Source organism: Rhizocola hellebori (assembly GCF_016862955.1).
Lineage (GTDB): Bacteria > Actinomycetota > Actinomycetes > Mycobacteriales > Micromonosporaceae > Rhizocola > Rhizocola hellebori.
The window spans coordinates 83996-105990 of record NZ_BONY01000022.1; the positions used below are offsets into that span (position 1 = coordinate 83996).

General features: G+C 65.3%; 20 protein-coding genes and 1 tRNA gene. 7 read left to right on the plus strand and 14 right to left on the minus strand.

What is annotated here, in order from left to right; genetic code table 11:
• Positions 1 to 140: 140 nt before the first annotated feature.
• The 4 genes from Rhe02_RS19605 to Rhe02_RS19620 all read left to right on the plus strand — a co-directional run bounded on the left by Rhe02_RS19605 (position 141) and on the right by Rhe02_RS19620 (position 3600).
• A tRNA-Leu gene (locus Rhe02_RS19605) sits at positions 141 to 226 on the plus strand.
• A 97-nt stretch (positions 227 to 323) separates the two neighbouring features.
• Positions 324 to 1667, plus strand: a complete 1344-nt coding sequence (locus Rhe02_RS19610; protein WP_203909714.1) for a hypothetical protein — start codon at positions 324 to 326, stop codon at positions 1665 to 1667.
• Between the two features lie 62 nt (positions 1668 to 1729).
• Entirely contained in the window at positions 1730 to 2797 is a 1068-nt protein-coding gene (locus Rhe02_RS19615; RefSeq protein WP_203909715.1) for an NAD-dependent epimerase/dehydratase family protein, read from the plus strand.
• On the plus strand, positions 2794 to 3600 hold the full coding sequence (locus Rhe02_RS19620; RefSeq protein ID WP_203909716.1) for a WecB/TagA/CpsF family glycosyltransferase: 807 nt from the start codon (positions 2794 to 2796) through the stop codon (positions 3598 to 3600). The genes Rhe02_RS19615 and Rhe02_RS19620 overlap by 4 nt, the downstream gene beginning before the upstream one ends.
• A 53-nt stretch (positions 3601 to 3653) precedes the next feature.
• Here Rhe02_RS19620 and Rhe02_RS19625 read toward each other — a convergent pair whose 3' ends face one another.
• A complete protein-coding gene (locus tag Rhe02_RS19625) occupies positions 3654 to 3920 on the minus strand; it encodes a hypothetical protein (protein ID WP_203909772.1) in 267 nt (88 codons plus the stop codon).
• A 249-nt stretch (positions 3921 to 4169) separates the two neighbouring features.
• Between Rhe02_RS19625 and Rhe02_RS19630 the strand changes: the two genes are divergently transcribed.
• Entirely contained in the window at positions 4170 to 4868 is a 699-nt protein-coding gene (locus Rhe02_RS19630; RefSeq protein ID WP_203909717.1) for a hypothetical protein, read from the plus strand.
• A gap of 52 nt (positions 4869 to 4920) precedes the next feature.
• On the opposite strand, the gene Rhe02_RS19635 is transcribed toward Rhe02_RS19630, so the two are convergent.
• Both Rhe02_RS19635 and Rhe02_RS19640 read right to left on the minus strand, forming a co-directional pair.
• Positions 4921 to 5154: a DUF397 domain-containing protein gene (locus Rhe02_RS19635; RefSeq protein WP_203909718.1), complete on the minus strand. Its 234-nt coding sequence runs from the start codon at positions 5152 to 5154 to the stop codon at positions 4921 to 4923.
• Positions 5109 to 6014 carry a helix-turn-helix domain-containing protein gene (locus tag Rhe02_RS19640; RefSeq protein ID WP_203909719.1) on the minus strand — a complete coding sequence of 302 codons (906 nt, stop codon included), beginning with the start codon at positions 6012 to 6014 and terminating at the stop codon, positions 5109 to 5111. Before Rhe02_RS19640 ends, Rhe02_RS19635 begins: the two co-directional genes overlap by 46 nt.
• A 321-nt stretch (positions 6015 to 6335) precedes the next feature.
• Here Rhe02_RS19640 and Rhe02_RS19645 point away from each other — a divergent pair, with 321 nt between their 5' ends.
• A complete protein-coding gene (locus Rhe02_RS19645; RefSeq protein WP_203909720.1) occupies positions 6336 to 6587 on the plus strand; it encodes a hypothetical protein in 252 nt (83 codons plus the stop codon).
• A gap of 425 nt (positions 6588 to 7012) precedes the next feature.
• On the opposite strand, the gene Rhe02_RS19650 is transcribed toward Rhe02_RS19645, so the two are convergent.
• Genes Rhe02_RS19650 through Rhe02_RS19660 form a run of 3 tightly spaced genes read right to left on the minus strand, consistent with a single transcriptional unit; the run spans position 7013 to position 8633 of the window.
• Entirely contained in the window at positions 7013 to 7750 is a 738-nt protein-coding gene (locus Rhe02_RS19650) for a PASTA domain-containing protein (protein ID WP_203909721.1), read from the minus strand.
• Complete coding sequence (locus Rhe02_RS19655) at positions 7747 to 7983, minus strand: hypothetical protein (protein WP_203909722.1); 237 nt, start codon at positions 7981 to 7983, stop codon at positions 7747 to 7749. Before Rhe02_RS19655 ends, Rhe02_RS19650 begins: the two co-directional genes overlap by 4 nt.
• A gap of 32 nt (positions 7984 to 8015) precedes the next feature.
• Positions 8016 to 8633, minus strand: a complete 618-nt coding sequence (locus tag Rhe02_RS19660) for a PASTA domain-containing protein (protein ID WP_203909723.1) — start codon at positions 8631 to 8633, stop codon at positions 8016 to 8018.
• 117 nt (positions 8634 to 8750) lie between these two features.
• Here Rhe02_RS19660 and Rhe02_RS19665 point away from each other — a divergent pair, with 117 nt between their 5' ends.
• Positions 8751 to 9707, plus strand: coding sequence for a hypothetical protein (locus Rhe02_RS19665; protein ID WP_203909724.1), 957 nt, complete (start codon positions 8751 to 8753; stop codon positions 9705 to 9707).
• Here the strand turns inward: Rhe02_RS19665 and Rhe02_RS19670 are convergent.
• From Rhe02_RS19670 to Rhe02_RS19705, 8 genes are all read right to left on the minus strand, one after another.
• The gene (locus tag Rhe02_RS19670) at positions 9603 to 10841 is read right to left on the minus strand and encodes a CapA family protein (protein ID WP_203909725.1); all 1239 of its coding nucleotides are present in this window, start codon (positions 10839 to 10841) and stop codon (positions 9603 to 9605) included. The two genes, Rhe02_RS19665 and Rhe02_RS19670, sit on opposite strands and share 105 nt — an antisense overlap.
• 23 nt (positions 10842 to 10864) lie before the next feature.
• Positions 10865 to 12397, minus strand: a complete 1533-nt coding sequence (locus tag Rhe02_RS19675) for a glutamate-cysteine ligase family protein (RefSeq protein WP_203909726.1) — start codon at positions 12395 to 12397, stop codon at positions 10865 to 10867.
• A 387-nt stretch (positions 12398 to 12784) separates the two neighbouring features.
• Positions 12785 to 15199: an ATP-binding protein gene (locus tag Rhe02_RS19680; protein ID WP_203909727.1), complete on the minus strand. Its 2415-nt coding sequence runs from the start codon at positions 15197 to 15199 to the stop codon at positions 12785 to 12787.
• A 94-nt stretch (positions 15200 to 15293) separates the two neighbouring features.
• On the minus strand, positions 15294 to 16439 hold the full coding sequence (locus Rhe02_RS19685) for an acyl-CoA dehydrogenase family protein (RefSeq protein WP_203909728.1): 1146 nt from the start codon (positions 16437 to 16439) through the stop codon (positions 15294 to 15296).
• Between the two features lie 12 nt (positions 16440 to 16451).
• Positions 16452 to 17966, minus strand: a complete 1515-nt coding sequence (locus tag Rhe02_RS19690; protein WP_203909729.1) for an acyl-CoA carboxylase subunit beta — start codon at positions 17964 to 17966, stop codon at positions 16452 to 16454.
• Between the two features lie 106 nt (positions 17967 to 18072).
• Positions 18073 to 19791: a carboxypeptidase regulatory-like domain-containing protein gene (locus tag Rhe02_RS19695; RefSeq protein ID WP_203909730.1), complete on the minus strand. Its 1719-nt coding sequence runs from the start codon at positions 19789 to 19791 to the stop codon at positions 18073 to 18075.
• A gap of 196 nt (positions 19792 to 19987) precedes the next feature.
• Positions 19988 to 20878, minus strand: a complete 891-nt coding sequence (locus Rhe02_RS19700) for a hydroxymethylglutaryl-CoA lyase (RefSeq protein ID WP_203909767.1) — start codon at positions 20876 to 20878, stop codon at positions 19988 to 19990.
• A 38-nt stretch (positions 20879 to 20916) separates the two neighbouring features.
• Entirely contained in the window at positions 20917 to 21930 is a 1014-nt protein-coding gene (locus Rhe02_RS19705; RefSeq protein ID WP_203909731.1) for a chaplin family protein, read from the minus strand.
• Between the last annotated feature and the right edge of the window lie 65 nt (positions 21931 to 21995).

The window sequence follows — 21995 nt, forward strand, 5'->3', positions numbered from 1 at the left end:
TAATCTTTCGCGGCCAAGCCGGTTTCGGATTGGCATTCGGTATCCGGCATAGCGTAAGCTGTGCCAGCTGTTGATGAACAGTCGCGTAATTGCGCAGCTCATCGGCGGTGAGACCAATGGTCTAAGAAAGTGTGTCGCCAGGGGAAGTGGCGGAATGGCAGACGCGCACGGTTCAGGTCCGTGTGCCCGAAAGGGCGTGAGGGTTCAACTCCCTCCTTCCCCACCAGTCAACAATTAGGTTCCGGAGCGTCGGCTTCGGGACCTTTTTCTTTCGCCAATCTGTCGGCCTTCAGACGTGGCTTGATCGTGCTACAACGTGCGCCATGAGACGTGAACCAGCTTTCAGCCGAATTCTTGTGCTCGCGGGAACTGTGCTGGCGGCCGCGGCCTATTTGAGCGTCGTTTGGGCAGGCAACCAGCCGGTACGGTCCGGGTGGTTGCCTGCGGTGCTAGGCGGCTGGGTGCTGGTGGTGATCGGGCTGGGTCTCGCGGTACTGGTGCCGGGTAGCAGCGTCCTGTTCTCCGATCGGATGAAACGGCCCGCCCGCTTCGAGGTTTCGCCCGGCGGATTCTGGCTCAAGCCCGTGCTGAGCCCGGGCCTTGGCATCGTGGCGCAGCTGATCGTCTTCGGTTTCTTTCTCGGGCAGTGGCTTCCCCAGCTGGGTGACCTCGACAATTCAGATCCCGTTAGCGCCCAAATCGACCGCGTCGGCACTGTTTTGACCGGCACATTGATAGCCGTTTGGACGATCATCATAGCCTTTTCGGTCATCCTCGCCTGGTTCGGTGGGCCGGCCTTGGAGCTGACCCCGGCGGGGATCCGTTCCCGGCGCCCGTTCCAGAGGCTCCTAATTCCGTGGGAGGCGCTGCACACCGGCGGGCCACTCCGGCCGGGAACGGATGTTTGGAGCACGGGCGCGTTGAGGCTTTCCTTTGCCCAGCCCGATCTGGTCCAGTGCCGAGGGCTGATGGGTGCCATGTTCCGCCGTAACCCGAGCCTGGCCCTGGCCTACGACGCTCACCCGTGGCTGCTGGCCGACACCATCCGTTGGTACGCCGAGCATCCCGAGCATCGCGCGGGGATCGGTACCCAGGAAGAACATGATCGTCTCATTGCGGCGGTGACGGCTGACTATCCCCGGCATGACTTCCCGCGCCCGCCGCGGCCGACATTGGTGACCTTGACGGTGTGGCTGGCGGTGGCGGGCGCGATCGGCGGGGTTCTTCTCGCCGCCGCGAACCTCTATATAGCGGTGGCGTACCAGGACAGGATTAGGGCCGCCATCGCGGCGACAGGCGAAAGCGGCGAGGCCGACCCCTTCAACGGCCCGCTGCTGCCCGCGATCTGGCTTGGACTTGTGCTCACCGGCGCTGTGCTCTCCCTCTTCGCGGCGCGAGGAGTCTGGAAAGGAGGCCAGGGCGCGCGGATCGGCCTGATATTCCTCGCTGTGCTCGTGGTGCTTTCCGCTTGCCTCGGGTCTTGCTTCGGCACGCCGACCCTGTCTCTTCTCGACGCTCCCAATGAGGAGGTGCTCGGCGCCATCGCCATCGCGATCTGGTCAGCCCACCAGACACTCGCCTTCGGCGCGGGCGTCACAACCATTGTGCTGTTGCTGCTGCCCGCCGCGGATCGCTACTTCCGGCCGCGCCCTGTGGCTTCTGCATAGCGCGGGCGTCGCCCGGGGCGTTTCAAGCCGCGCTTTCTGCCCGACCCAGCCGTTGTGAAGGTGTGAGCGTTGCCCTGGTGACCGGCTCGGCCGGGCTGATCGGATCGCAAGCCGTGCGGCACTTCGCCGGACTCGGCATGCACGTCGTCGGCATCGACAACGATATGCGGGCCTATTTTTTCGGCCCTGACGCCTCCACCGACTGGAGCCGTCATTTACTCACTCATTCGCTGGGTACCCAGTACAGCCACCTCAACGTCGACATCCGTGACCGCGACGAGCTGCGCCGGATCTTCACGCGCTACGGCACCGACATCGCCCTGGTGGTGCACGCGGCCGCCCAGCCCAGCCACGACTGGGCGGCGCGGGAGCCCTTCACCGACTTCGACGTCAACGCGGTGGGCACCATGAACCTGCTGGAGAACACGCGCCTGTTCGCGCCGGAGGCCGTATTCATCCACTGTTCGACCAACAAGGTCTACGGTGACCGGCCCAACCGGCTGCCACTGGTCGAGCTGGAGACGCGCTTCGAAATCGAGCCGGGACACCCGTACTCGGCAGGCATCGACGAGATGATGAGCGTGGACGCGAGCATGCACTCGCTGTTCGGTGTCGCCAAGCTGGCCGCCGACGTCATGGTCCAGGAGTACGGCCGCTATTTCGGTATGCGAACGGCCTGTTTCCGCGGCGGGACCCTGACCGGCCCCGGACACTCCGCGGCAGAGCTGCACGGCTTTCTCGCCTATCTGATGCGGTGTGCGATGGAAGGCCGCGTCTACAACCTCTATGGCTACAAGGGCAAGATGGTCCGCGACGCGATCCACTCGCACGACGTGCTGACCGCCTTCGAGGCCTTCTTTCGCGCTCCGCGCTCAGGCGAGGTCTACAACCTGGGCGGTGGCAGGCTCGCCAATGTCTCCCACCTGGAGGCATTTTCGATTGCAGAACGTATTACCGGAAAACCGACAAAGGTTAAATATCTCCAAAATAACCGTCTCGGCGACCATCAGTGGTACATCAGTAATATGAACAAATTTCGGGAGCACTATCCCGGATGGCAACAGACCCGCGATATCCCGTCGATCATGACGGAGATCTATGAAGCGAATGCCGGCAAATGGCGGGAATGATGCGACGTTCCAAGCGCAACGTCCTCGGGGTGCTGGTAGACGCGTGTGACTACGCCGCCGCCACCGACCAGATCATCGCGGCCGCGACGGAGCGCCGCCATTTCGCGGTAACCGCGATCGCGGTCCACGGAATCATGGAAGGCGTGGGCGACGACGGATTCCGGCGTCAGCTCAACAGCTTCGATCTGGTGACGCCCGATGGCCAGCCTGTGCGCTGGGCGCTGAACCTGCTCTATCGAGCCCATCTCAAAGACCGGGTTTATGGGCCGGATCTGGCGCTGTGGGTGCTCGCCGACGCGGCGCAACGAGGTTTGCCGGTCTACCTTTACGGCTCCACCCGGGGCACCCTCAACCGCCTGATCGCTTCCCTGCGCCGGCGCTATCCGACCCTCGAGATCGCCGGCAGCGAACCCTCGAAATTCCGAGGCGCCCAGCCCGGGGAGGCGGAGGAGATCGCCGAGCGGATCACCGCTTCGGGGGCTCGGCTGGTGCTCGTGGGGCTCGGCTGCCCCCGCCAGGAGCGCTTCGCCTACGCGATGCGGCCACTCCTGCACATGCCCCTGCTGGCGGTCGGCGCTGCCTTCGCCTATCACGCGGGCGATATTCCGACCCCGCCGCAGTGGATGCAACGTCATGCCCTGGAATGGGTGTGGCGGTTGGGTTATGAGCCAAAGCGCCTATGGCGTCGCTACGCGGTGACCAACCCCGCATTCCTGGCCCTGCTCGGAGCCCAGAAGGCTCGAGTGTGGCAGGCGGCGCCACCACCACCCGCCGCCGAACCGCCCGGTGCGCTATCGGTCTGAACCCGGCAACGGCGGCCGGCGTCACCGCCGCCGTTGCGCGACAAGAAACTCGGCTAGCGACGCGGGTTGTAAATAAGGTCAAGCACGGCCCGAGCCGCCTCGAACCAGCGATTCATCCATTCCGGTGAAGGCTGGGAACCCTTGGGCGGCAGCTCAAGCAGAAGCCCGCGCAGCAGCGGATGGTCCACCAGCGACGAGCTGTGCCCGTCGAGCCAGCCTGACCCGTTGAACGAAGGCTCGTCAAAGCCATCAAGAACTAGGGAGGGGACAGGTTCCAGCAACGAGTTCACCTGTTTCGGGCCGTGCTCAGAGGTTGTCATGGGGCGATTCCTCATATCCCTGGTCGACGTTGTCGGCGAGTTGCGCGACCTTCGTGATTGGCCTCTGATACAACGACCGCCGCCGAGTGTCGTGACTCTGGCGCGTGCGAAGCAACGCACGGCAGCGGCGCGGCGCTGCAATATTGGCGCGCGCTAAAAGCAACGTGCGGTGGCTGCGATTGTCACCCGGTGTGATTTGTGCGTGACCACACGCTGATCTGCTAGTTGTCTAATTCATGCGGGGGAACCATGGCAATCGAGGCTGAAGGCCGCCATTGCACGCATTGCCACGAAGTGGACGCCAAAGCGCGCATCCATCGCGCTGTGCCGACTGCGCGGGAGCCGCTGGATCAGCTGAGCTCGCCTAGGGAGCTCGACGAAATCGGCGAGGACGAGCGTTGGCTGTGGCGTCTGGTGGCGGAGGCTGATCGGGTCGCTGCTGGCGCTCCGCCGCAACCCGATCCGCAGCAGGTGACCGATGCCGAAGAGCGATACGCGCTGGTGCGGCTTGCCGAAGAGCGGGTCCTCAACCGGATCCGGGTCACCGAGGGGGCCTTGGCCCGGCCGGGCTCGTGGCTGCGCCCCGCGCATCGGGCGGCGTTGGTGCGCCACCTTCGGGAGGATCGCTCGGCCGCGGTCGCCACCGCCGTCCAGCGCGGGCGGATCGAGGAAGCGCTGAGCCGCCTTCGCGCCATCGCCAACGCACACGCGGGCTATCTGACCGAGCATCGCATTGTCCTGAGCGCCGGCCGCAATGCGCGAGCCGAACTCGAACGCATCTTCGATGATCTGATTGATGGATACGCGAAGCTCAGCGACCCGCCGGCATGGTTCCGATTCGGCCTGGGCTATCCGCCACCACCCGGCGCACAGCCGCAATGGCTGGCGGCCGCGAGAGAGACTCTTGCCCAGCGACGCAAGCTCGCCTTGGAACACCCAAAATGGTGAAAGGACGCGAGTCCCCTTCGCGTCCTTTCACTTTCACTCATCGATTGGGTTGTTACAGATCAAATTCGCCGTCCTTGGCACCTTCGACAAAGGCGTCCCACTCACCGCGGGTAAAAACAAGGACAGGACCGGCTGTATTCTTGGAATCACGCACAGCAATTGCCCCGTCTACAAACGCGACTTCGACACACATATCCGTGTTACCGCCACTTCGGCTGCTCTTACGCCATTGGGCATCTGTCAGGTCGAGGTCGTATCCCTTGTGGGAACCCATTTTCTCTTCCATGTTGGCTCCTCCGCCAAAAGTGCGATTCGCTCGAGGGACTCTTTCTCACTCAGCGCAGCTGTCTGGATCCTATCGAATATTTCCAAATACAGCTGTAGCTCTCGTTCCTTATCCAGGAAGAGTCCACCGGTCGCATTCTCAGCGTAGACCAGAGAGGTACCGTCGGATTCCGGAAAGTCAAGAATCGCGAAGGTACCTTCCATCGCAGCGTGAGCGCCTGCCTCGAAAGGCAGCATCTGTATCACCACATTGGGCATCGAAGCAGTCGCGCAGAGCCACTTCAGCTGCTCACGCATCACTTTGTCTCCGCCAACCGGACGGCTGATTGCTGCTTCGTCGAGAACCACCTCAAAGCGGATCGGATCATCCGTTCGAGTGATTAACGATTGACGGCCCATCCGGACACGCAGTCGTTCCGAGTTTTCTTCAGGATCGGCGCTTGGATTGGCCGCCTTAAATAAAGCCAGCGCATAGTCGGGTGTCTGGAGAAGACCCGGGATAATCTGATGTTCATATGTCCTTATGCGACTAGCTGCGTTCTCATTACCCACGTATGCGCTTACCAAAACATTGCTATAGGGATGCCACCAGCTTCGTTCCTTTTCATAGCGACGAGCATCCCTCGCCATGTCCATGACGTCTTTGGCGGTTTGCCCGGTCACACCGTAAATCTCCAGCAGGTCCCGCACGTCGCGCATGTTCACTGAGCTGTGCCCGGTTTCGATCCGGGAGATCTTAGAGGGGGAACACTCCATCTTTTGGGCGACTTGGTCCAGCGTGTAGCCCTCCTGCTCGCGCAGTTTCCGCAGAGTGAGGCCTATTCGCCTTCTCCGCATGACTGGCATTTGCTGGTTAGCCACGGTCCGCACCTCCGCGACGCAAGACTCGGTGACGCTGGCATCGCGTCACCGAACTGGGGATTTTCCTCCGCCGTGCGAGTCTGCGCCGCCGAGCGGCCAGAGTTCAAGCATCCGAACGCACAAATCGGAGAGTCTGGCGCGGGGACATACTACTAGGCCCAGGATGTCGCATACCGGACGAACGACACGGTCGCGCATTTTCAAGTTGCAACTTGCATCGATCATGGTCTTGGTGCAGAGTGTCCGTTATCACCTCTGAGTTGCTCAACGAGACGCCGAGCTTTTTGATAGCGCACTACCAGTGCGACAGGGGATGGAGATATGAGTCCACAGGCTGGCGACATCTTGCATGTCACCAAGGAAGCAAGCGTGCAGTTTCTGCACCCGATGCTATTCCGGGTCATCCGGGTCCACGACTGGCCGACTTATGACGGCTGGATGTGGCTGGACGGCTACCAGCTGAACTCGGCGGGGGACGCAGTGGAGCGGCGCTCCATCTTCGTGCAGGAGGCTGGCTTGAGAAGAATGGGCGACCGCCTCACCAACCGCCTCATCGGCGTCGGCGCGAGGTAACTTCGCGAAAGTCGTTATCTCAGAAGCGAAAGCGGCTTACGATCAGAAGACCCTTTACGGAAATGGATTTGCCCTCGCCTTGGCCCGGCCGCACCTGGGGACGGCGCCATGGACGAAAACGCACCACCAACGAACCACTATGGCAAACAGCGGCGACTCGCCGTGGTATGCGGCGCAGCGGTGGCCGCAGCGTTTTTTACGCCCGTCCCGGCAACCGCCGAGACGACTCCACGACCAGCTCCTGTCACGGTTGCGGTGTCCACAGTGCACCCACCGACGCCTACGCCACCCTTGGCGGGCCTACTCATCTCCACCGGCATGATCGGTGTCGGCTTGGCGATGGGCGGACTGGTCGTCGTCACCCATCGCCGCCGTCAATGGTGACGGACTAAACCAGTGGCAGCCGGCCGAGGCGTCGCCGAGCGCTAATTCGCCTGGGGCGACGGCGAAGCGCTCACCGATGGCGACGGGCTTGCCACCCCGCCTTTGGAAATCACCAGCGTTACCGTGCTGCCCGCGGGGACAAGCTCCGCCGGGCCGGGTCGCGTCGCGATGACTTGGTCCTGCGGCGCGGTCGAGTCCTTGAACTCGAACGCATAAGCCAGACCCAGCTTGGTCAGCTCGGCCGCGGCCTTGTCCTGAGTCATCCCAACCAGTGAGGGCACCTGAACCAGCTGTGCGGTTGGGGAGGCTGTGGGAGATGGAGCGGCTGTGGTGGGTACCAAGGAAGGAGTGGCCGTAATAACCCCAAGCGTCGGGGTCGAGGTGACGGCCGGCTTAGGAGTGTCGTCACGGTTCATCAGCCACGCCACCAGAATGATCACCCCGAGCAGGCCCAGTGCGAGCAAGCCCAGCAGGATCGGCGTCCACCACGTGCGCGGCTGGGCCGGCTCGCCGGTGGGGTAAGGGGCAGCGTCGCGCGGCGGAGGCGGCACCGGCACGCCGGCCCGGCCGGCCCACGCCGGGCGTGTCGCAGGCTCCTCCGAAGGGGGGATCACCTGGGTCGCGTCCTGGATGACGGTCTCGTCGCCGTGCCGCGGCCCCATCCCGTCATCGTCGGTGAACGGATCCATCGGGGCAGTGTGCTCAGCGGCCTTGTCGCCGACTGGATCCTGCCTGTCGATCGGACGTGTCTCGTCGTCCTCCGGACGCGGCTCAGTCATGCCATTGCCTCCTGCCGTCGGCAATCGCCTGCGGCGAACGCATGACCGAATCCCAATCTCACGATGACCTCGACAAGCTCGGTCATGCCCATTGCCTCCTGCCGTCGGCAACCGCCTGCGGCGAACGCATGACCGAATCCCAATCTCACGATGACCTCGACAAGCTCGGTCATGCCCATCGCCTCCTGCCGTCGGCCATCACTGGGTGAAGGCATGATGGAATCCTCGGCCATATGTCCGTTCCTATCATCTTTGCCGCGAACGCTCAGGATGCCGCGCAGTAGAGCTGGACCTCGTCGTTCCACTTCAGCTCGGTGAAGGCCGGCGGCTCGGTCTTGCTCACGGTGCCCTTGTTCTGGTTGGGGTAGGTGACCCGGAAGCCCGCATTGACCAGGATGTCCTTGCCCTCGGTGCACGTCTTGCCGGCCAGCGGCGGAACAGACAGCTTGAGCGGCGGCCCGGCCACGTGCAGGACGACGGTCAGCCCGGGCCACACGAACTCCTTGGCCTCCGGGATGGTGCGCATCACCGTGCCGGCCGGCTTGCCGTTGGCGGGCTCGTCGAACTTCACCGTGACCCCGAGCCTCTTGTCGAACGCCTGCTGGCGCGCCTCCTGGAACTTCCTGCCCACCAGGTCGGGCATCTCGAAGGAATCGGTCCGGTGTGGAGTGACCGAGGCGGTCGGCGAGGGGGTGACCGAGCGGCTGACCGCCGGCGACGGGGCCCGCGACGGGGAGGAGGAGACACTCGGCGTCGCGGTCGGTTCGCTGCTGGCCAGCTCCGTGCCGGCGGCAAGCCACCCGATCGACCAGCCCACGAGGCCTAGCACGACCAGAGTCGTCACGAACGCGGCGGTTGCCGCCGGGCTGAATCCTCGTTTCACGACTGACCTCGCTGTAGCGCGCAGTTAACCCGATGGAGTGTGTATCTACGCCTGGAAGAGTAGACCTTCCACACGAGCCGATCTCGTGTTGACGCGGCGTGCTGGATAATGGTCGGCATGCCCCCGTCCCGCATAGTTCGAGCGATCACCATCGCCTTCGGAGCCGCCGCCGCGGCCGGTGCCGCGCAGCTTGGCATCGGCTATGGCCTGGGCGTTTTCTCCTGGGTGCCTACCGTCAACGGTGTTGATGAAGCCGCCTGGCTGGCGAGCCTGGCCTGGACAGTGTGGATCTCCGCAACCTCCGTGGTGATCGGCACAGTGGCCGCTGACCGTCTGGGACTTGCCAGTGTCGGATTGACGCCATTGGGCCGCACCATGTGGCGGGGCACCCTCGCCATCGCCGCTTCGCTCGGCGGGCTCATCGTCGTAGCGCTGACGGCGGTGCCGGCACGTGCCACGCAGCGGCCGGACACCTTCGCGCCGCAGATGATAGTGGGCACCTACGCGGTCGCCGGTGTCATCTTCGGCCTGGTGGTGGCCTTGATCGCGGTGAACATTCCAGCCATAGCCAGCAATGTCACCATCACCTCGGCCTGGCTCTGGCTGGTCGCGGTGGTGGCCACCCTCGACGGCGCCGCCGCCAACCGCGACCCGGAAGTCGTCCAGCTGGGTGTGTGGCAGGTCACCACCAGCGGGCCGTGGTTTCACAGCATCTATGTCCCGGGCAGCCTGCTGGCCGCCGGATCGGCGATCGTCATCGGCGCCCTGGCCGCGTGGCCGGCCGCCAACCGCGGCACCAACCTGATCGGGGTCGCGCTTTCGGGGGCCGCCGGGCCGGCCGTGATCGCCGGGGCCTATCTGCTCGCCGCGCCGGTGCTCAAGGGGGTCAAGCCGGAGCAGCTCTCCGCGCACCTGGTCGCGCCCTACGCGGTGATCGCCGGGCTGATCGGCTCTGTCCTGGTCGCCGCGCTAGCGGGGGCTGGGCGACGGAGACTTGCCGGGCGAAGCGCCAACTACAAGCAGCCCGGCGCTGTCAGCGCCGCGCAGCCGAAGGTAGCCAGCGATGCGGTCTAGCGTCGTCTGATAGGTCTTGCGGGCGGTGGCCGTCAGCGTCTGGTCGACGGCCGCCTTCGGCAGCTCGATGATGCGCACCTTGGGTGTGAGCTGTGTCCAGGTGGCGATCGCCTCGGTCTTGGACACCTGCCACTTGCCCGGCTGGTTCTCGGTCAGGGTCAGGCGGGCCATCATTCCTTCCCGGCTTTTGTCGAAGTTTTCCGAGTGACGGGCAATCTCGTTGCCCAGGCCGTAGATGGCCCATTTGTCACCGATGCGCTCCATCGCCTGTACGGAATGGGTGTGGTGGCCAAGGATCAGGTCGATCTCCGGCGTTGCCAGCAGCTCCTTCGCCCAGCGCTCCTGGTCCTCATTGGGCTCGTGCTGGTACTCGGTTCCCCAGTGCATGCTGACCACCACGAGATCTGCCTTGGCGTCCTTGGCCCGCTTCGCCGCCGCCTTGATCTGCGCGGGATCGATCTGGTTGGCCATCCATTCCTTGCCGCTGGGGCGTTTCACTCCGTACCCATATGAGTAGGACAGATGGGCGATCTTCACGCCGCGCACGTCGTAGACCTTGATGGTGTCGGCTTCCTCCACCGTGCGGGCGGTGCCGGCGTGGCCCAGCCCGGCCTTGTCCATCGCGTCGAGGGTGCGGGTGATCCCCTCCGCTCCCTTGTCGAGCGCATGGTTTCCCGCGGTCGAGCAGCCGTCGAAGCCCGCTTTCTTAAGCCCGTCAAGGATTTCCGGAGGCGCATTGAAAAGCGGGAATCCAGCCGGGGTCGAGCCCGCGGCCGCGATCGGCACCTCCAGGTGGCACAGCGCCAGATCGGCAGCGGTGATGGTCGCCGTCACCGACTCGAACATCGGCAGGAAGTTGTAGCCCTTCCCGTTGGCGTCGGCTTTGGCCTGCTCCCAAATCGGTGGGTGGACGATGACGTCGCCCGCCGCGAGCAGGGTCACCTGGCGTGGGCCGGCCAGCGCGCTCGCCGTCGGGCTCGGGCCCGAGGTGGGCTGCAATGAGGGTTTGGCTTGGGCGTCGCGCAGATGAAGGGTGAACCCGTAACCCACCAGACCACACCCGAGCGCCGTCGCCACCAGCGCCAGTAACACTGGGCCGGTGCGCCGTCTTCTGCGCCGGGACCGGTGGTTCATCGAGTTAGATTACTGCAAAAATTTCAATAGCTCCTCATACGATCCTCTGACCCGACGCGCTGGCCCGGCGGCGGAATCTCCACCTCGACCGGCCAGGTGTGCACCGGCTCGTTCAGGCGCTGGAGCTCCTCGTAACGGGCGAGCATCATGCGCATGGCCAGCGGGCGCGTGTAGCCGTGTTCCTCCAGGCGCTGAACCATGGCGACCTGCCATGCGGAGCCGTTCTGCCCTGTCCGGCAACGCTGTTCGATGATGCCGAGCATCCTGTCGCGCAGACCCGGATCGACGCCGAAGTGGTCAAGGCCCTCGGCGGCACGGGGTAGCAGAACATCGAGCAGGAGCTCGGGTACGCGGATCTCGCCGATGGTCGGCCACCATACGGGCGCGTTGATTCCCCTTCTCGCCGCGGCGTGGAAGTTGTCCTCGGCGACACTGAACGGCATTTGTGTCCATAGTGGACGATCGTCGTCGGCGAGCGCCTTCACCAGCCCGAAGTAGAGGGCCGCGTTGGCCATCATGTCCACGACGGTAGGCCCGGCCGGCAGCACCCGGTTTTCCACGCGCAGGTGCGGCCGTCCCGCCATGATGTCGTAGACGGGACGGTTCCACCGATAGACCGTGCCGTTGTGCAGGCGAAGCTCGGCGAGCTTGGGCACGCCGCCGTTGCGGAAGACCTCGAGCGGGTCCTCCTGATCCGATATGGACAGCAGAGGCGGGAAGTATCGGACGTTCTCCTCGAACAGATCGAAGATCGAGGTGATCCAGCGCTCGCCGAACCACACCCGCGGTCGAACCCCCTGTGCCTTCAGCTCGTCCGGCCGGGTATCGGTGGCCTGCTCGAAGAGAGCTATCCGGGTCTCGGCCCACAGCTGGTGGCCGAACAGGTAAGGCGAGTTGGCGCCGACCGCCACCTGGACGCCGGCCAGGACCTGGGAGGCGTTCCAGTAGTTGGCGAAGTCGCCGGGCGCCACCTGCAGATGGAACTGCAAGCTCGTGCACGCCGCCTCGGGTGCGATCGACTCGGTGCGGGTGCGCAGATGGTCGACGCCCCGAATGTCCAGCCCGATGTGTTCTCCGCGCACGGTAAGGATTTCCTCGTTGAGGACGCGGTAGCGGCCGTTGACCGAGAGGTTGCCGGGCACGGTGTGGTCGGGGGTCAGCGTGGGCAGGACGCCGATCATGATGATCGAGGCGTCGAATGCGGCCGCATGATGGTTGGCCCGAGCCAGCGCCTCGCTGATGTAGTCGTTGTAGTCGGCCAGCCCGGTCTTCTCGATCAGCCGGGGCGGCACGTTCAGCTCGAGGTTGAACTGACCCAGCTCGGTCTGGAAGCCGGGATCATTCATGGCCTCAAGCACGTCGGCGTTGCGCATGGCCGGCTGGTGAACCCGGTCGACAAGGTTGAGCTCGATCTCCAGGCCTGTCATGGGATGGTCCGCGTCGAACGCGAAGTCATCCAACATCAACGCGAAGACATCGAGGCATCGCCGCACCTTGTAGCGGTATGTCGCACGCTCTTCGCGCGTGAAGGTCCCTTGCGAGATCTCTTTGCCCATGCTGTCCTCCCCGACGCAGGGTGACCGAGTGAACTCTCAGAGTACTTTCCAGGGACGACAATCTAATCGGGTGGTCCGTGCCGATTCATGTCCGAGCGGCGTCGCAGCCTCCCCACTTGGGAAGTACCGGCAGAATCCCCGGCAGAATTGGTGCAGACTCCCCGCGGATGACCTTAAAAAGGGCAAAAGCTGTGGCGCATGGTTGCTACTTTCGAGATCCCTTGGGGAGGACGACCCGCAGCTCAGAACCAGCCAATGGTTCTGATGGAGAGGCAGCGGCGGGTAGGCCGGGGTGTTCCGAAAGGAACTCATGCGGGGGCATGAACGGCGCGGACGGAGACGACGGGAACAGGGGCATATCGTCGGGGGGTCCGTCCGCGCCACTCCTCACTTCGGCAACATGGCCTGTTCCCGTGGCGTGAGGACTATCCCGGAACGACGGCACAGCTCATCAAGGCGGGCCAAGGCCGGCGCGGGATCATCGGCGGTCATGGCCAACCCCACGAGCGCTTCGGCCACATCACGGATGTCAGCGGTCCTTTCCCCACCCTGCACCGCGGCGCCGAACCAGGTCGCGGCCAGCAGGCGCTGCCCTCGCGCCGCGGCGATCGTCGCCTCGACCATCGCGCAGTCCCAATCCTCGGCCTCCCCGCCGGTCAGGTCGGGCGGCAGCTGCGAACGCAAGTCCGCCAACACCTTTTCCGCCTCGTCCAGCCGCCCGCTGTGGGCGTAGGAAAGGCCGAGCAGACCCTGCAGTCGGCGACGCTGACCCGGATGGCCCACGTCGGCGAGCATCTCGGCGGCTTGCACAGCGACCCGGATCGACTCCTCGAAGCGTCCGTCCAAACGCAACACCTCAGCCAGGTTGGCCCGCGCCAGCGCCCGCAGCTGATGATCGCCGCAGCGCACGGAAAGCCTGTCCACCGCGGCCAGCCGCCGCTGCGCCGAGACCAGATCCGAGATGCGCGTGTCATGCCAGATCAGATTGTTTTGCGCCACAGCCATATCGCGCACCCGGCCGGTCTTGGTGGCCAGCGCCAGCGCCAGCTCGCCGTGATGCCGAGCCTCCGCGTAGTCGCCGGTGCCCTGATGGATGACCAGCAGGAGGGTACGGGTGGCGAGCTCGCCGGTGACATCGCCGTCGAGCATGAACTGCTCCAAGGCGTACTCGGCCCGGTGCAGCTCTTCGATTCCGGCGTTGTGTTCCGCCGCGAGCTGGGCCACCCCCAGCTGCGCCCAGGTGCGCACGTGCGGGTCGGCGTCGGCCGTGCGCGGATCGTCGAGCAGTCGCCGCAACCATTGCCGCCCTTGCTGATCGCGGCCACGGAAACGCCACCATCGCGGCAGTTTCGAGGCGAGGCAGAGCGCGGTGTGCGGGTCGTGTTCGGCCGAGTAGCCCAGCGCTGCCCACAGATCGCTGGCCACATCGTCCAACCGCGACACAGCCGCGGCCATCGAGGTGCCGGTGAGGTCGCGCACCATTCGGGCGGCGAAACGCGCGAAGACCACGGCATGCTGGCGGCGGATCTCGCCCAGCTCGCCGGCGGCCTCGGCATGCTCGATCGCGTAGGCCTTCACCACATCGAGCAGGAAGAAGCGGAACGCGCCGGAACCCCTCACCTGTACCAAGCCCAGCTCCACGAGCCGTTCCAGGATCGGCACCAGATCGTGGTCGGGACCGAGCAGCTCCTCGGCCAGCTCGATCGACCACCGATAGCCGAAGCCCGACAACCGGCGCAACGCCCAGCGGTGACCCGGGTCGAGCAGGCGATAGCTGGCGGTGACGACATCGCGCAGCGTGGTGGTCGCGTCGGAGTCACCCAGCTCTAGGAGGCGGTCTCCGTACCGGATAAGCATCTCGGGCGGATCGAGCACCCGCCCGCGCGCGGCCGCGAGCTCGATCGCGAGCGGCAGCCCGCCGAGCCGTCGGACCAGCGCCACCAACGCGGAAACCTCGACGTCGGCGGGTGGGCTGCCGCGTACCTGGCTCCACCGAGCCATGAACATAGCGCTGGCTGGATAGCTGCGAACCTGGTCAAGGCTGGTCAGGTCGGCGGGCGGCAACGCAAGCGGCTGGACCGGCCACACCATTTCACCGGGCAGGCCGAGCGGCGCTCGGGCCGAGGCGAGCACGCGCAGGTTGGGTGCTTTGCCCATCAGATCAGCGAGGACCGGAGCGATCACAGCTTCGGCACGGTGGAGCCCGTCGACGAGCAGCAGCACCGGATCCGCGAGACGCGCGGCGATCTGGGCGGGCCGGGCGATGCCGAGCACTGTGCAGATCGCTTGGGTGATGTCGAAGGCGCTGTCCCCGATGGCCAGGCTGATGCCGGCCACCCCACCGGGAAATAGCGGCTCGAGGCGGTTGGCGATGCTCAGCGCCAGAGCACTTTTGCCCACTCCCGCGAGGCCGACCAGGGTGGTGAGACCGGGCTGCGCGGTCAGGTGGGCGGAGAGGCCGGCCAGGTCGCCTTCCCGGCCCAGCAACTCAGGCGGCGCGGGAAGGCGGAACGCGGAATCGCCTGCGATCGGGCGGACCGGGGCGACCGGGGTCAAACCCCTTACCCCGCGGGCGGCAGCCAGGAAGTCGAGGTGATCCGAGCCGCGCAGGTCGAGCGCTTTGGCCAGCAGCTCGACCGTGGTGCGCTGGGGCCTGGCCGACCGGCCACGTTCCAAATCCCGCAGCGTACGCTCACCGAGCCCGGCCCGTTCGGCCAGCTCAGCCTGGGTGAGCCCGGCCGCGTGCCTTCGCGCACGCAACAGCGCGGCGAAACTCGCGCTTGGCTCACCTTCCTGGGTCATGGCCGCAAACACTACGGGCTTGCGGCCATTCGTCGCCAGATTGGTGTCGACTACTTCATTCCAGGGACTACCTCATACCCATTCATTCCAGGGGTTATTTCATACCCAAGTCACGGGCGATGATCAGGCGCTGGATCTCCGAAGTGCCCTCGCCGATCTCCAGAATCTTGCTGTCGCGCCACATCCGGGCGACCGGGTACTCATTCATGAAGCCGTATCCGCCATGAATCTGGGTGGCGTCGCGGGCATTGTCGACCGCGACCGTGCTCGCGTGCAGCTTGGCGATCGCCGCCTGGCGCTTGAACTCCTCACCGGCGACCAGCCGGGCGGCGGCGTCGCGCCATGCCAGGCGCGCGGTGTGGGCGCGTGACTCCATATCCGCGATCATGAACTGGATCGACTGGTACGACCCGATCGGCGCCCCGAACGCCTCGCGTTGCTGGGCATAGCGCACCGACTCATCGACACAGCCCTGGGCGAGCCCGGTGGCCAGAGCCGCTATCGCGATGCGGCCTTCGTCCAAGATGGACAGGAATTGGGCGAAGCCACGGCCGCGCTCGCCGAGCAGGTTCTCGGCGGGAACCCGGCAGTTGTCGAAGGTCAGCTCATGGGTGTCCGAGGCGCACCAGCCGACCTTCGAGTAGCCCGGCGCGACGGTGAAGCCCGGAGTGCCCGAGGGCACGATAATCGCGGAGATCTCGTCGGGCCCGGTGAGCGCGGTGACCGTCACCAGGGAGGTGATCGAGGTGCCCGAGTTGGTGATGAAGACCTTGCCGCCGTTGATGACCCATTCGCCGGCCGACTCGTCCATCCTCGCCGTGGTGCGGATACGCCCCGCATCCGAACCCGAGGTGGCCTCGGTCAGGCCGAAGGCGGCCAGGTTCTCTCCCGCGATCAGCGAGGGAAGCCAGCGCTTGCGCTGCTCGTCGGTGCCGAACCGGAAGATGGGCATCGCCCCGAGGGAAATGGCGGCCTCAAGCGTGATCGCGACGCTCGAGTCGACGCGGGCCAGCTCCTCCAACGCGACACACAGCGCCAGGTAGTCACCGTCCATGCCGCCCAGCTCACTCGGGAACGGCAGGCCGAACAGGCCCATCGCGCCCATCTGCTTGACCAGCTGGTAGGGGAACTCGTGTCGGTCGTAGAAGTCGGCGATGACCGGCGCTACCCGGTCGACCGCGAACCGGCGGACCGTCTCACGAAGCTCGCTGTGTTCCTTGCTGAGCCCGAAATCAGTCATTGCACGTCCCTCTCAAACCGGTGTCACGCCGTGTCGGCGCCGGGAAAAGTGGCGATCCTTGTTGGCCGCGTAGGTGAAGCGGCGAATCAGCTCGTCCCGGAGGTCTTCCGGGGCGACGATCGCATCGATGACCAGCTCGCTGGCAAGGCGAACAAGGTCGATGTCGGTCTCGTACTCGGCACGCTTGGCGGCGATGAAGCCCTCGCGCTCCGACTCGGGAAGGGCGGCGATTTTGTTGGCGTAGACCGCGTTCACCGCCGCTTCGGCGCCCATCACGGCGATCTTCGCGGTCGGCAGCGCGATGGTGGCATCCGGCATGAAGCCGGGACCGGCCATCGCGTAAAGGCCTGCCCCATAAGCCTTTCTTACCACCACGCAGATCTTGGGCACGGTCGCCTCGCTGATCGCGGAGACCATTTTGGCGCCGTGCCTGATGATGCCCTGGCGTTCCACCGCGCTTCCCACCATGAACCCGGGCACGTCGGCCAGGAACAGCAGCGGGACGTTGAAGGCGTCGCACAGCTGCACGAACCGGCTCGCCTTGTCGGCCGAGTCCACGAACAGCACGCCCCCCTTGTGCAGGGAGTTGTTGGCGACGACACCTATTACCTGGCCGTTGAGCCGGCCGAAGCCGATGGTCAGCTCCTTGGCCCAGCGCGCCTGGATCTCGAAGTAGTCGCCGCCGTCGAGCAGGCCCTTGACGAGCTTGCGCATGTCGAAGGCGCGGCGCTCGCTGTCGGGGATGAGCTCCTCGGCATGCCCCGGGGCTTCCGCCGCGGTGGCCGCCGGTGGGAGCGAGGTCCAGTTCGAGGGGAGGAAGGAGAGGTATCGCTTGACCACGCCGAGCGCCTCGTCTTCGTCCTTGCAAAGGAAATGGCCCACGCCCGACTGTTCACAATGGACCTTCGCACCGCCCATCGCTTCCAGGGTGGTCTTCTCCCCGGTCACCATCTCCACCATGCGATCGGAGCCGAGGTACATCGAGGCGTTGCCGTCGACCATGGCCACGACATCGCAGAAGGCGGGGATATAGGCCCCGCCGGCCGCGCTCGGCCCGAACAGCGCGCACACCTGCGGGATGCTGCCGGAGGCCTTCACCTGCTGATAAAAGATGTGGCCCGCGCCGCGCCGACCCGGGAACAGGTCGACCTGATCGGTGATCCGGGCGCCGGCGGAGTCGACCAGATAGATCATCGGGACTCCGGTGTCGTACGCCCGCTCGATGATGCGGATGATCTTCTCGACCGTGCGCGCGCCCCAGCTGCCCGCCTTGACCGTGGAGTCGTTGGCCATCAAGCAGACGGGACGCCCCTCGACGGTGGCGCTTCCGGTGATCACCCCGTCGGCGGGCAGGCCCTGCGCCATGGCGTTGGCCAGCATCGCGTCTTCGACGAAGGAGCCCTTGTCGACGAGCCGTTCCACCCGCTCTCGGGCGAAGAGCTTGCCCTTGGCCGCATTGGCCTCGTGGTACTTCGGCGCGCCACCAGCGGTTACCCGCTCGCGGAGGCCTTCCAACTCTTCTCGCACCGAGCCTCCCCAACGACAGCTGAACGATCGTTAGGGTACCACTTCCCGCCGACACGAAACACGGAGCGGCGCTCTAGCGCGCCGCCCCGTGTCCGCTGGAAAGCGATCAGCTGATGCTGACGTTGATGGTCTTGCTACCGGCGCCCGGGATGAAGAACAGGTTGGCGCTCGCCAGGTCCGTTCCACCGATCCAGTGCCGGCCGCTGGAGGTGTCGACCGCGATCTTGACGAACTGCGGCCCCACCACCGGCAGGACGGTCGTGAAGCCCGAGTTGACCTCTTGCTGCGCGATCAGGTCGCCGGTGACGGCGTTGTACATCCGCAGCGACGGATAGAGCGAGGTAGTGCCCGCGATGTTCACGGTAACCGTCACCCCGGCACGCAAGCGCTGGTCGTAGGTTGCCGTCCCGCCCGCGGTCACCTTGACCGCCCGCGCCAGCAGCCGGTTGGCCACGCCACCGCTGTATTGCGGCGCCTCGCCACGCACATTGAAGAACAGCTGCCAGTCGTAAGGGCCGAGGTTCTCCAGCGTGTAACGGCCATCGGTGTCGAACAGGGAGTGGCCCGGCGGGACTTCACCCGAACCGTGGATGACCCCGAAGATGCCCACCCAGCCGTTGTCGGGTGCAACCCCGGCCGACGTGGTGACCCGGCCCGTGATGGCTCCGGCCCGGTCCATCTTGATGACCGGAGCGTTGGCCGTCTGACCGGCGGCCACTTCGATCTTCGCGGCAAGGTGCTGCTTGCCGGTGCCGCCGTTGGCGCCCACCCACTGCGTGCCGTAACCCGGCGCCTCGGTCGGGAAGGCGAGTAGCTGGTAGCTGCCGCCACGCAGATAGCTGAGGCTGACATGGCCCTCGGAGTCGCTGACGTTTCCGCAACCCTCGGTCGGCCTCATCTCGCCCATCACTCCGGTGACGCAGACCCCGGCCAGCGGCGCGCCCGTAGCCGCGTCGACAACCGTCGTCTGGATGATGGCCTCGGGATCCATCCTCACCTGGATCTCGCTCTGCTGCCCGACCGCGACCGTCACCCGCGGCAAAGGCAGCGGCTCCAGGTAATGCTCGAGCGAAATGCCGACCGAATAGCTGCCGATCGGGACATCGTGAAGGATGATCTCGCCGCCCACGGCGCTTCCGCCCCGCATGCCGACATAGCCGAAGAATCCGTCGAGCGCCGCGCCGGTAACGCTGTCGACCGCCGTGATCTTCAGCGAGCCGGTTGGCAGCCTTACATCGTCGACCACCGTGTTCTGGCCGGCGACCACCGTGATGCGGTTGGCCTCGTAGTAGTCGACCTTCCCGATCGCGTACTGGTTTAGGCCGGTCCGCCAATCCGAGAAGTTGATGACATAGTCCGTGCCGGCGAACGCCCGCGGGATCTGCCATTGGCCATTGCTGTCGGTGGTCGACGGCATGCTGCCCACGCCGTAGACACTGGCACCCGCGATCGGTTGGCCATCCTGCTCGGTGAGCCGGCCCGACAGCGAACCGGTCGGCAACACCGAATCGTCGACGACAAGCTCGTTCCCGGCCGTGATGGTGAAGACAGGGGCGGTGACCCAGTTGAGCGACTGGTAGGCGTATTGCCTTCCCCAACGCAAGTCGAACTCGACTTTGTAATCGCCCGGCGGAAGCTCACTGGTGCGGTAGAAACCGCTGCTGTCCGTGTTGCTGTAACTGAATGCCCCGCCATCGATCTTCGTGACGAAGACCGAGATTCCGGGCACTGGCATTCCGCCATCGGTGAGGTGACCCGCGATGGTGCCTTTCGTCGGATCGGCGCTGGCAGGCACCGCCACGCCAAGGCTGCTAACGATTGCCACGCTGGCGAGAATCGCTAGCCCCCGTAGTTTTTGAACCATAGGTCCTCAAGGGGTGAGAGGGAATGAGGGCCCGCGTCCGATGGACGCGGGCCCTCACGCTAACACCAAATGAGCGAACAGATATGCCTGTCCCGCAAGCACATTGGACTGTCGGTTAGAAGTTGATTTGCATCGACTTGCTTCCGTTCGGGTTTTCTCAGGCAACAGTGCGACTGCGTGGCCCGGCGCGCAGCACCCCGGAAGGAAGCTCGCGACCCACGATCTCCTGTGCCATCGCGGCGACCTCGATCAGGCGATCGAGGTCTATTCCGGTGTCGATCCCCATGTCGTGGAGCATGTGCACCACCTCTTCGGTGGCCACATTCCCGGTCGCGCCCGGGGCGTAAGGGCAGCCGCCCAGCCCGCCGACGCTCGCGTCGAACTCGGTGATGCCCAGCTCGATCGCGGTGAGAATGTTGGCCAGACCGGTGCCGCGGGTGTTGTGAAAGTGAAGCAGCACCGGCAAATCCGGGTGCCTCTCGCGCACCGCGCCGATCACGGCCCGCACCCGGATGGGCGTGGCCATCCCGGTCGTGTCGCCGAAAGCCACCCGCGGCGCGCCATCGGCCACCACCCGGTCAACGATCTGCGCCACCCGCAGCGGATCGACGTCGCCTTCGTACGGACAGCCGAACGAGGTGGCGATGATGACCTCGGCCGGTTTGACCGCTTGCAGCGCAGCGATTTCGTCGAGCGACTCCGCTGTGCTCCGGTTGATGTTGCGCCTGTTGTGGGTGTCGCTTGCCGAGACCACCACTTCGATCTGGTCGAATCCGGCTTCCATGGCCCGATTGAGGCCGCGCTGATTGGGTACCAAGGCGGAGTAAACAACATCGGAGACTTTGTCGACGGCGGCCCAGACCTCGTCGGCATCGGCCATCTGCGGGATGGCTTTCGGGTGCACGAAAGACACCGCTTCGATTCTGCGCACGCCAGTGTGGCTCAGCGCATTGATCAGGCGGACCTTGTCGGCGGCCGGGACGGGCTGCTCGTTCTGCAGCCCATCCCGGGGCCCTACTTCGCGGATCGAGGCGTTCGCCGGCCACATTTCCATGTAGCCAGCCTAACGCTCGTTCAAGAGTGATCTCAGCTGCAGTAGTTCGCGTTGGCCCCACCGACGCTGTAGGCGCTCGCGGAACCGAGCAGCCCGATCGCGTTGCCGGCGAGGTTCACCGGGACCTGGATCGGCGCGTGAGCCTGGATGCCGTTGGCGATACCCGCGTTGCCGAAGCTGGACATGTCGACGTCACCGCAGCGGTCGCCCTGCCATCCCGCGCCGCGCTCACCACCGGTGAGCAGGCCGGTGACCGGAGAAAGCAGGTTGGCCAGCAGGCCACCTTCGGTCTTCCTGCCCTGCTTGCCCGGCTTGGCCACGGCATTCTTAATCTTGCTCGGCGAGGCCTTGACCGCCGTCGGCTTGCCCGCGGCGGGCTTGGCCATCGGCTTGGCGGTGGTGGTCTTGACCGTGGTCTTCACCGTGGTCGTCTTGGCCGCGGTCGGCGTCGCCGCGACCGGGGCGGTGGCCCGCGACGGGTTCACCCCCGGCTGACCGTTGGGCCAAAGCTGCTGCTGCTGGCCACGCTGGGGCGAAAACAGATTGGCATTCGCGCCACTGTTCACACATGAGGCGGTGGCGCTGCCAAGGATGCCGATCGCGTTGCCACAGACGTTGATCGGGGCCTGGATCGGGGCGTCAATCTGAATGCCGTTCAGGGCGCCAACGTTGAGCGCTGTTTGCATGTCGGTGTCGCCACCCCCACCGCCACCACCGAAGTGAAACGGCCTCGGCTGCGACGGGTGCATCGGCTGCGACGGGTGGCGGTAACCCTGCTGCGGCGGGAAATACATCGGATAAGGCAACTGGCCACTGGCAAAGTTGGCGTCCGCGCCACCCACGCAGTAGGCGCTGGCACTCCCGAGCAGCCCGATGGCATTGCCGCAGAGGTTGACCGGGGCCTGAATGGGCAGGTTCGCCTGAATGCCGTTGGCGACGCCGATGTTCAGGTTGCTGGACATATCGGTTTCCACAGCGTGAGCCGGGCTACCGGCCAGCAGCAGCCCGGCCGAGACAATGCCAAGGGTGGGAATGGTTTTACGCATTATTACTTGCCCCGTGCCTTTCGATGAAAGTTGAAGTCGCCGAACCCTCAACGATCAGGAAAGGC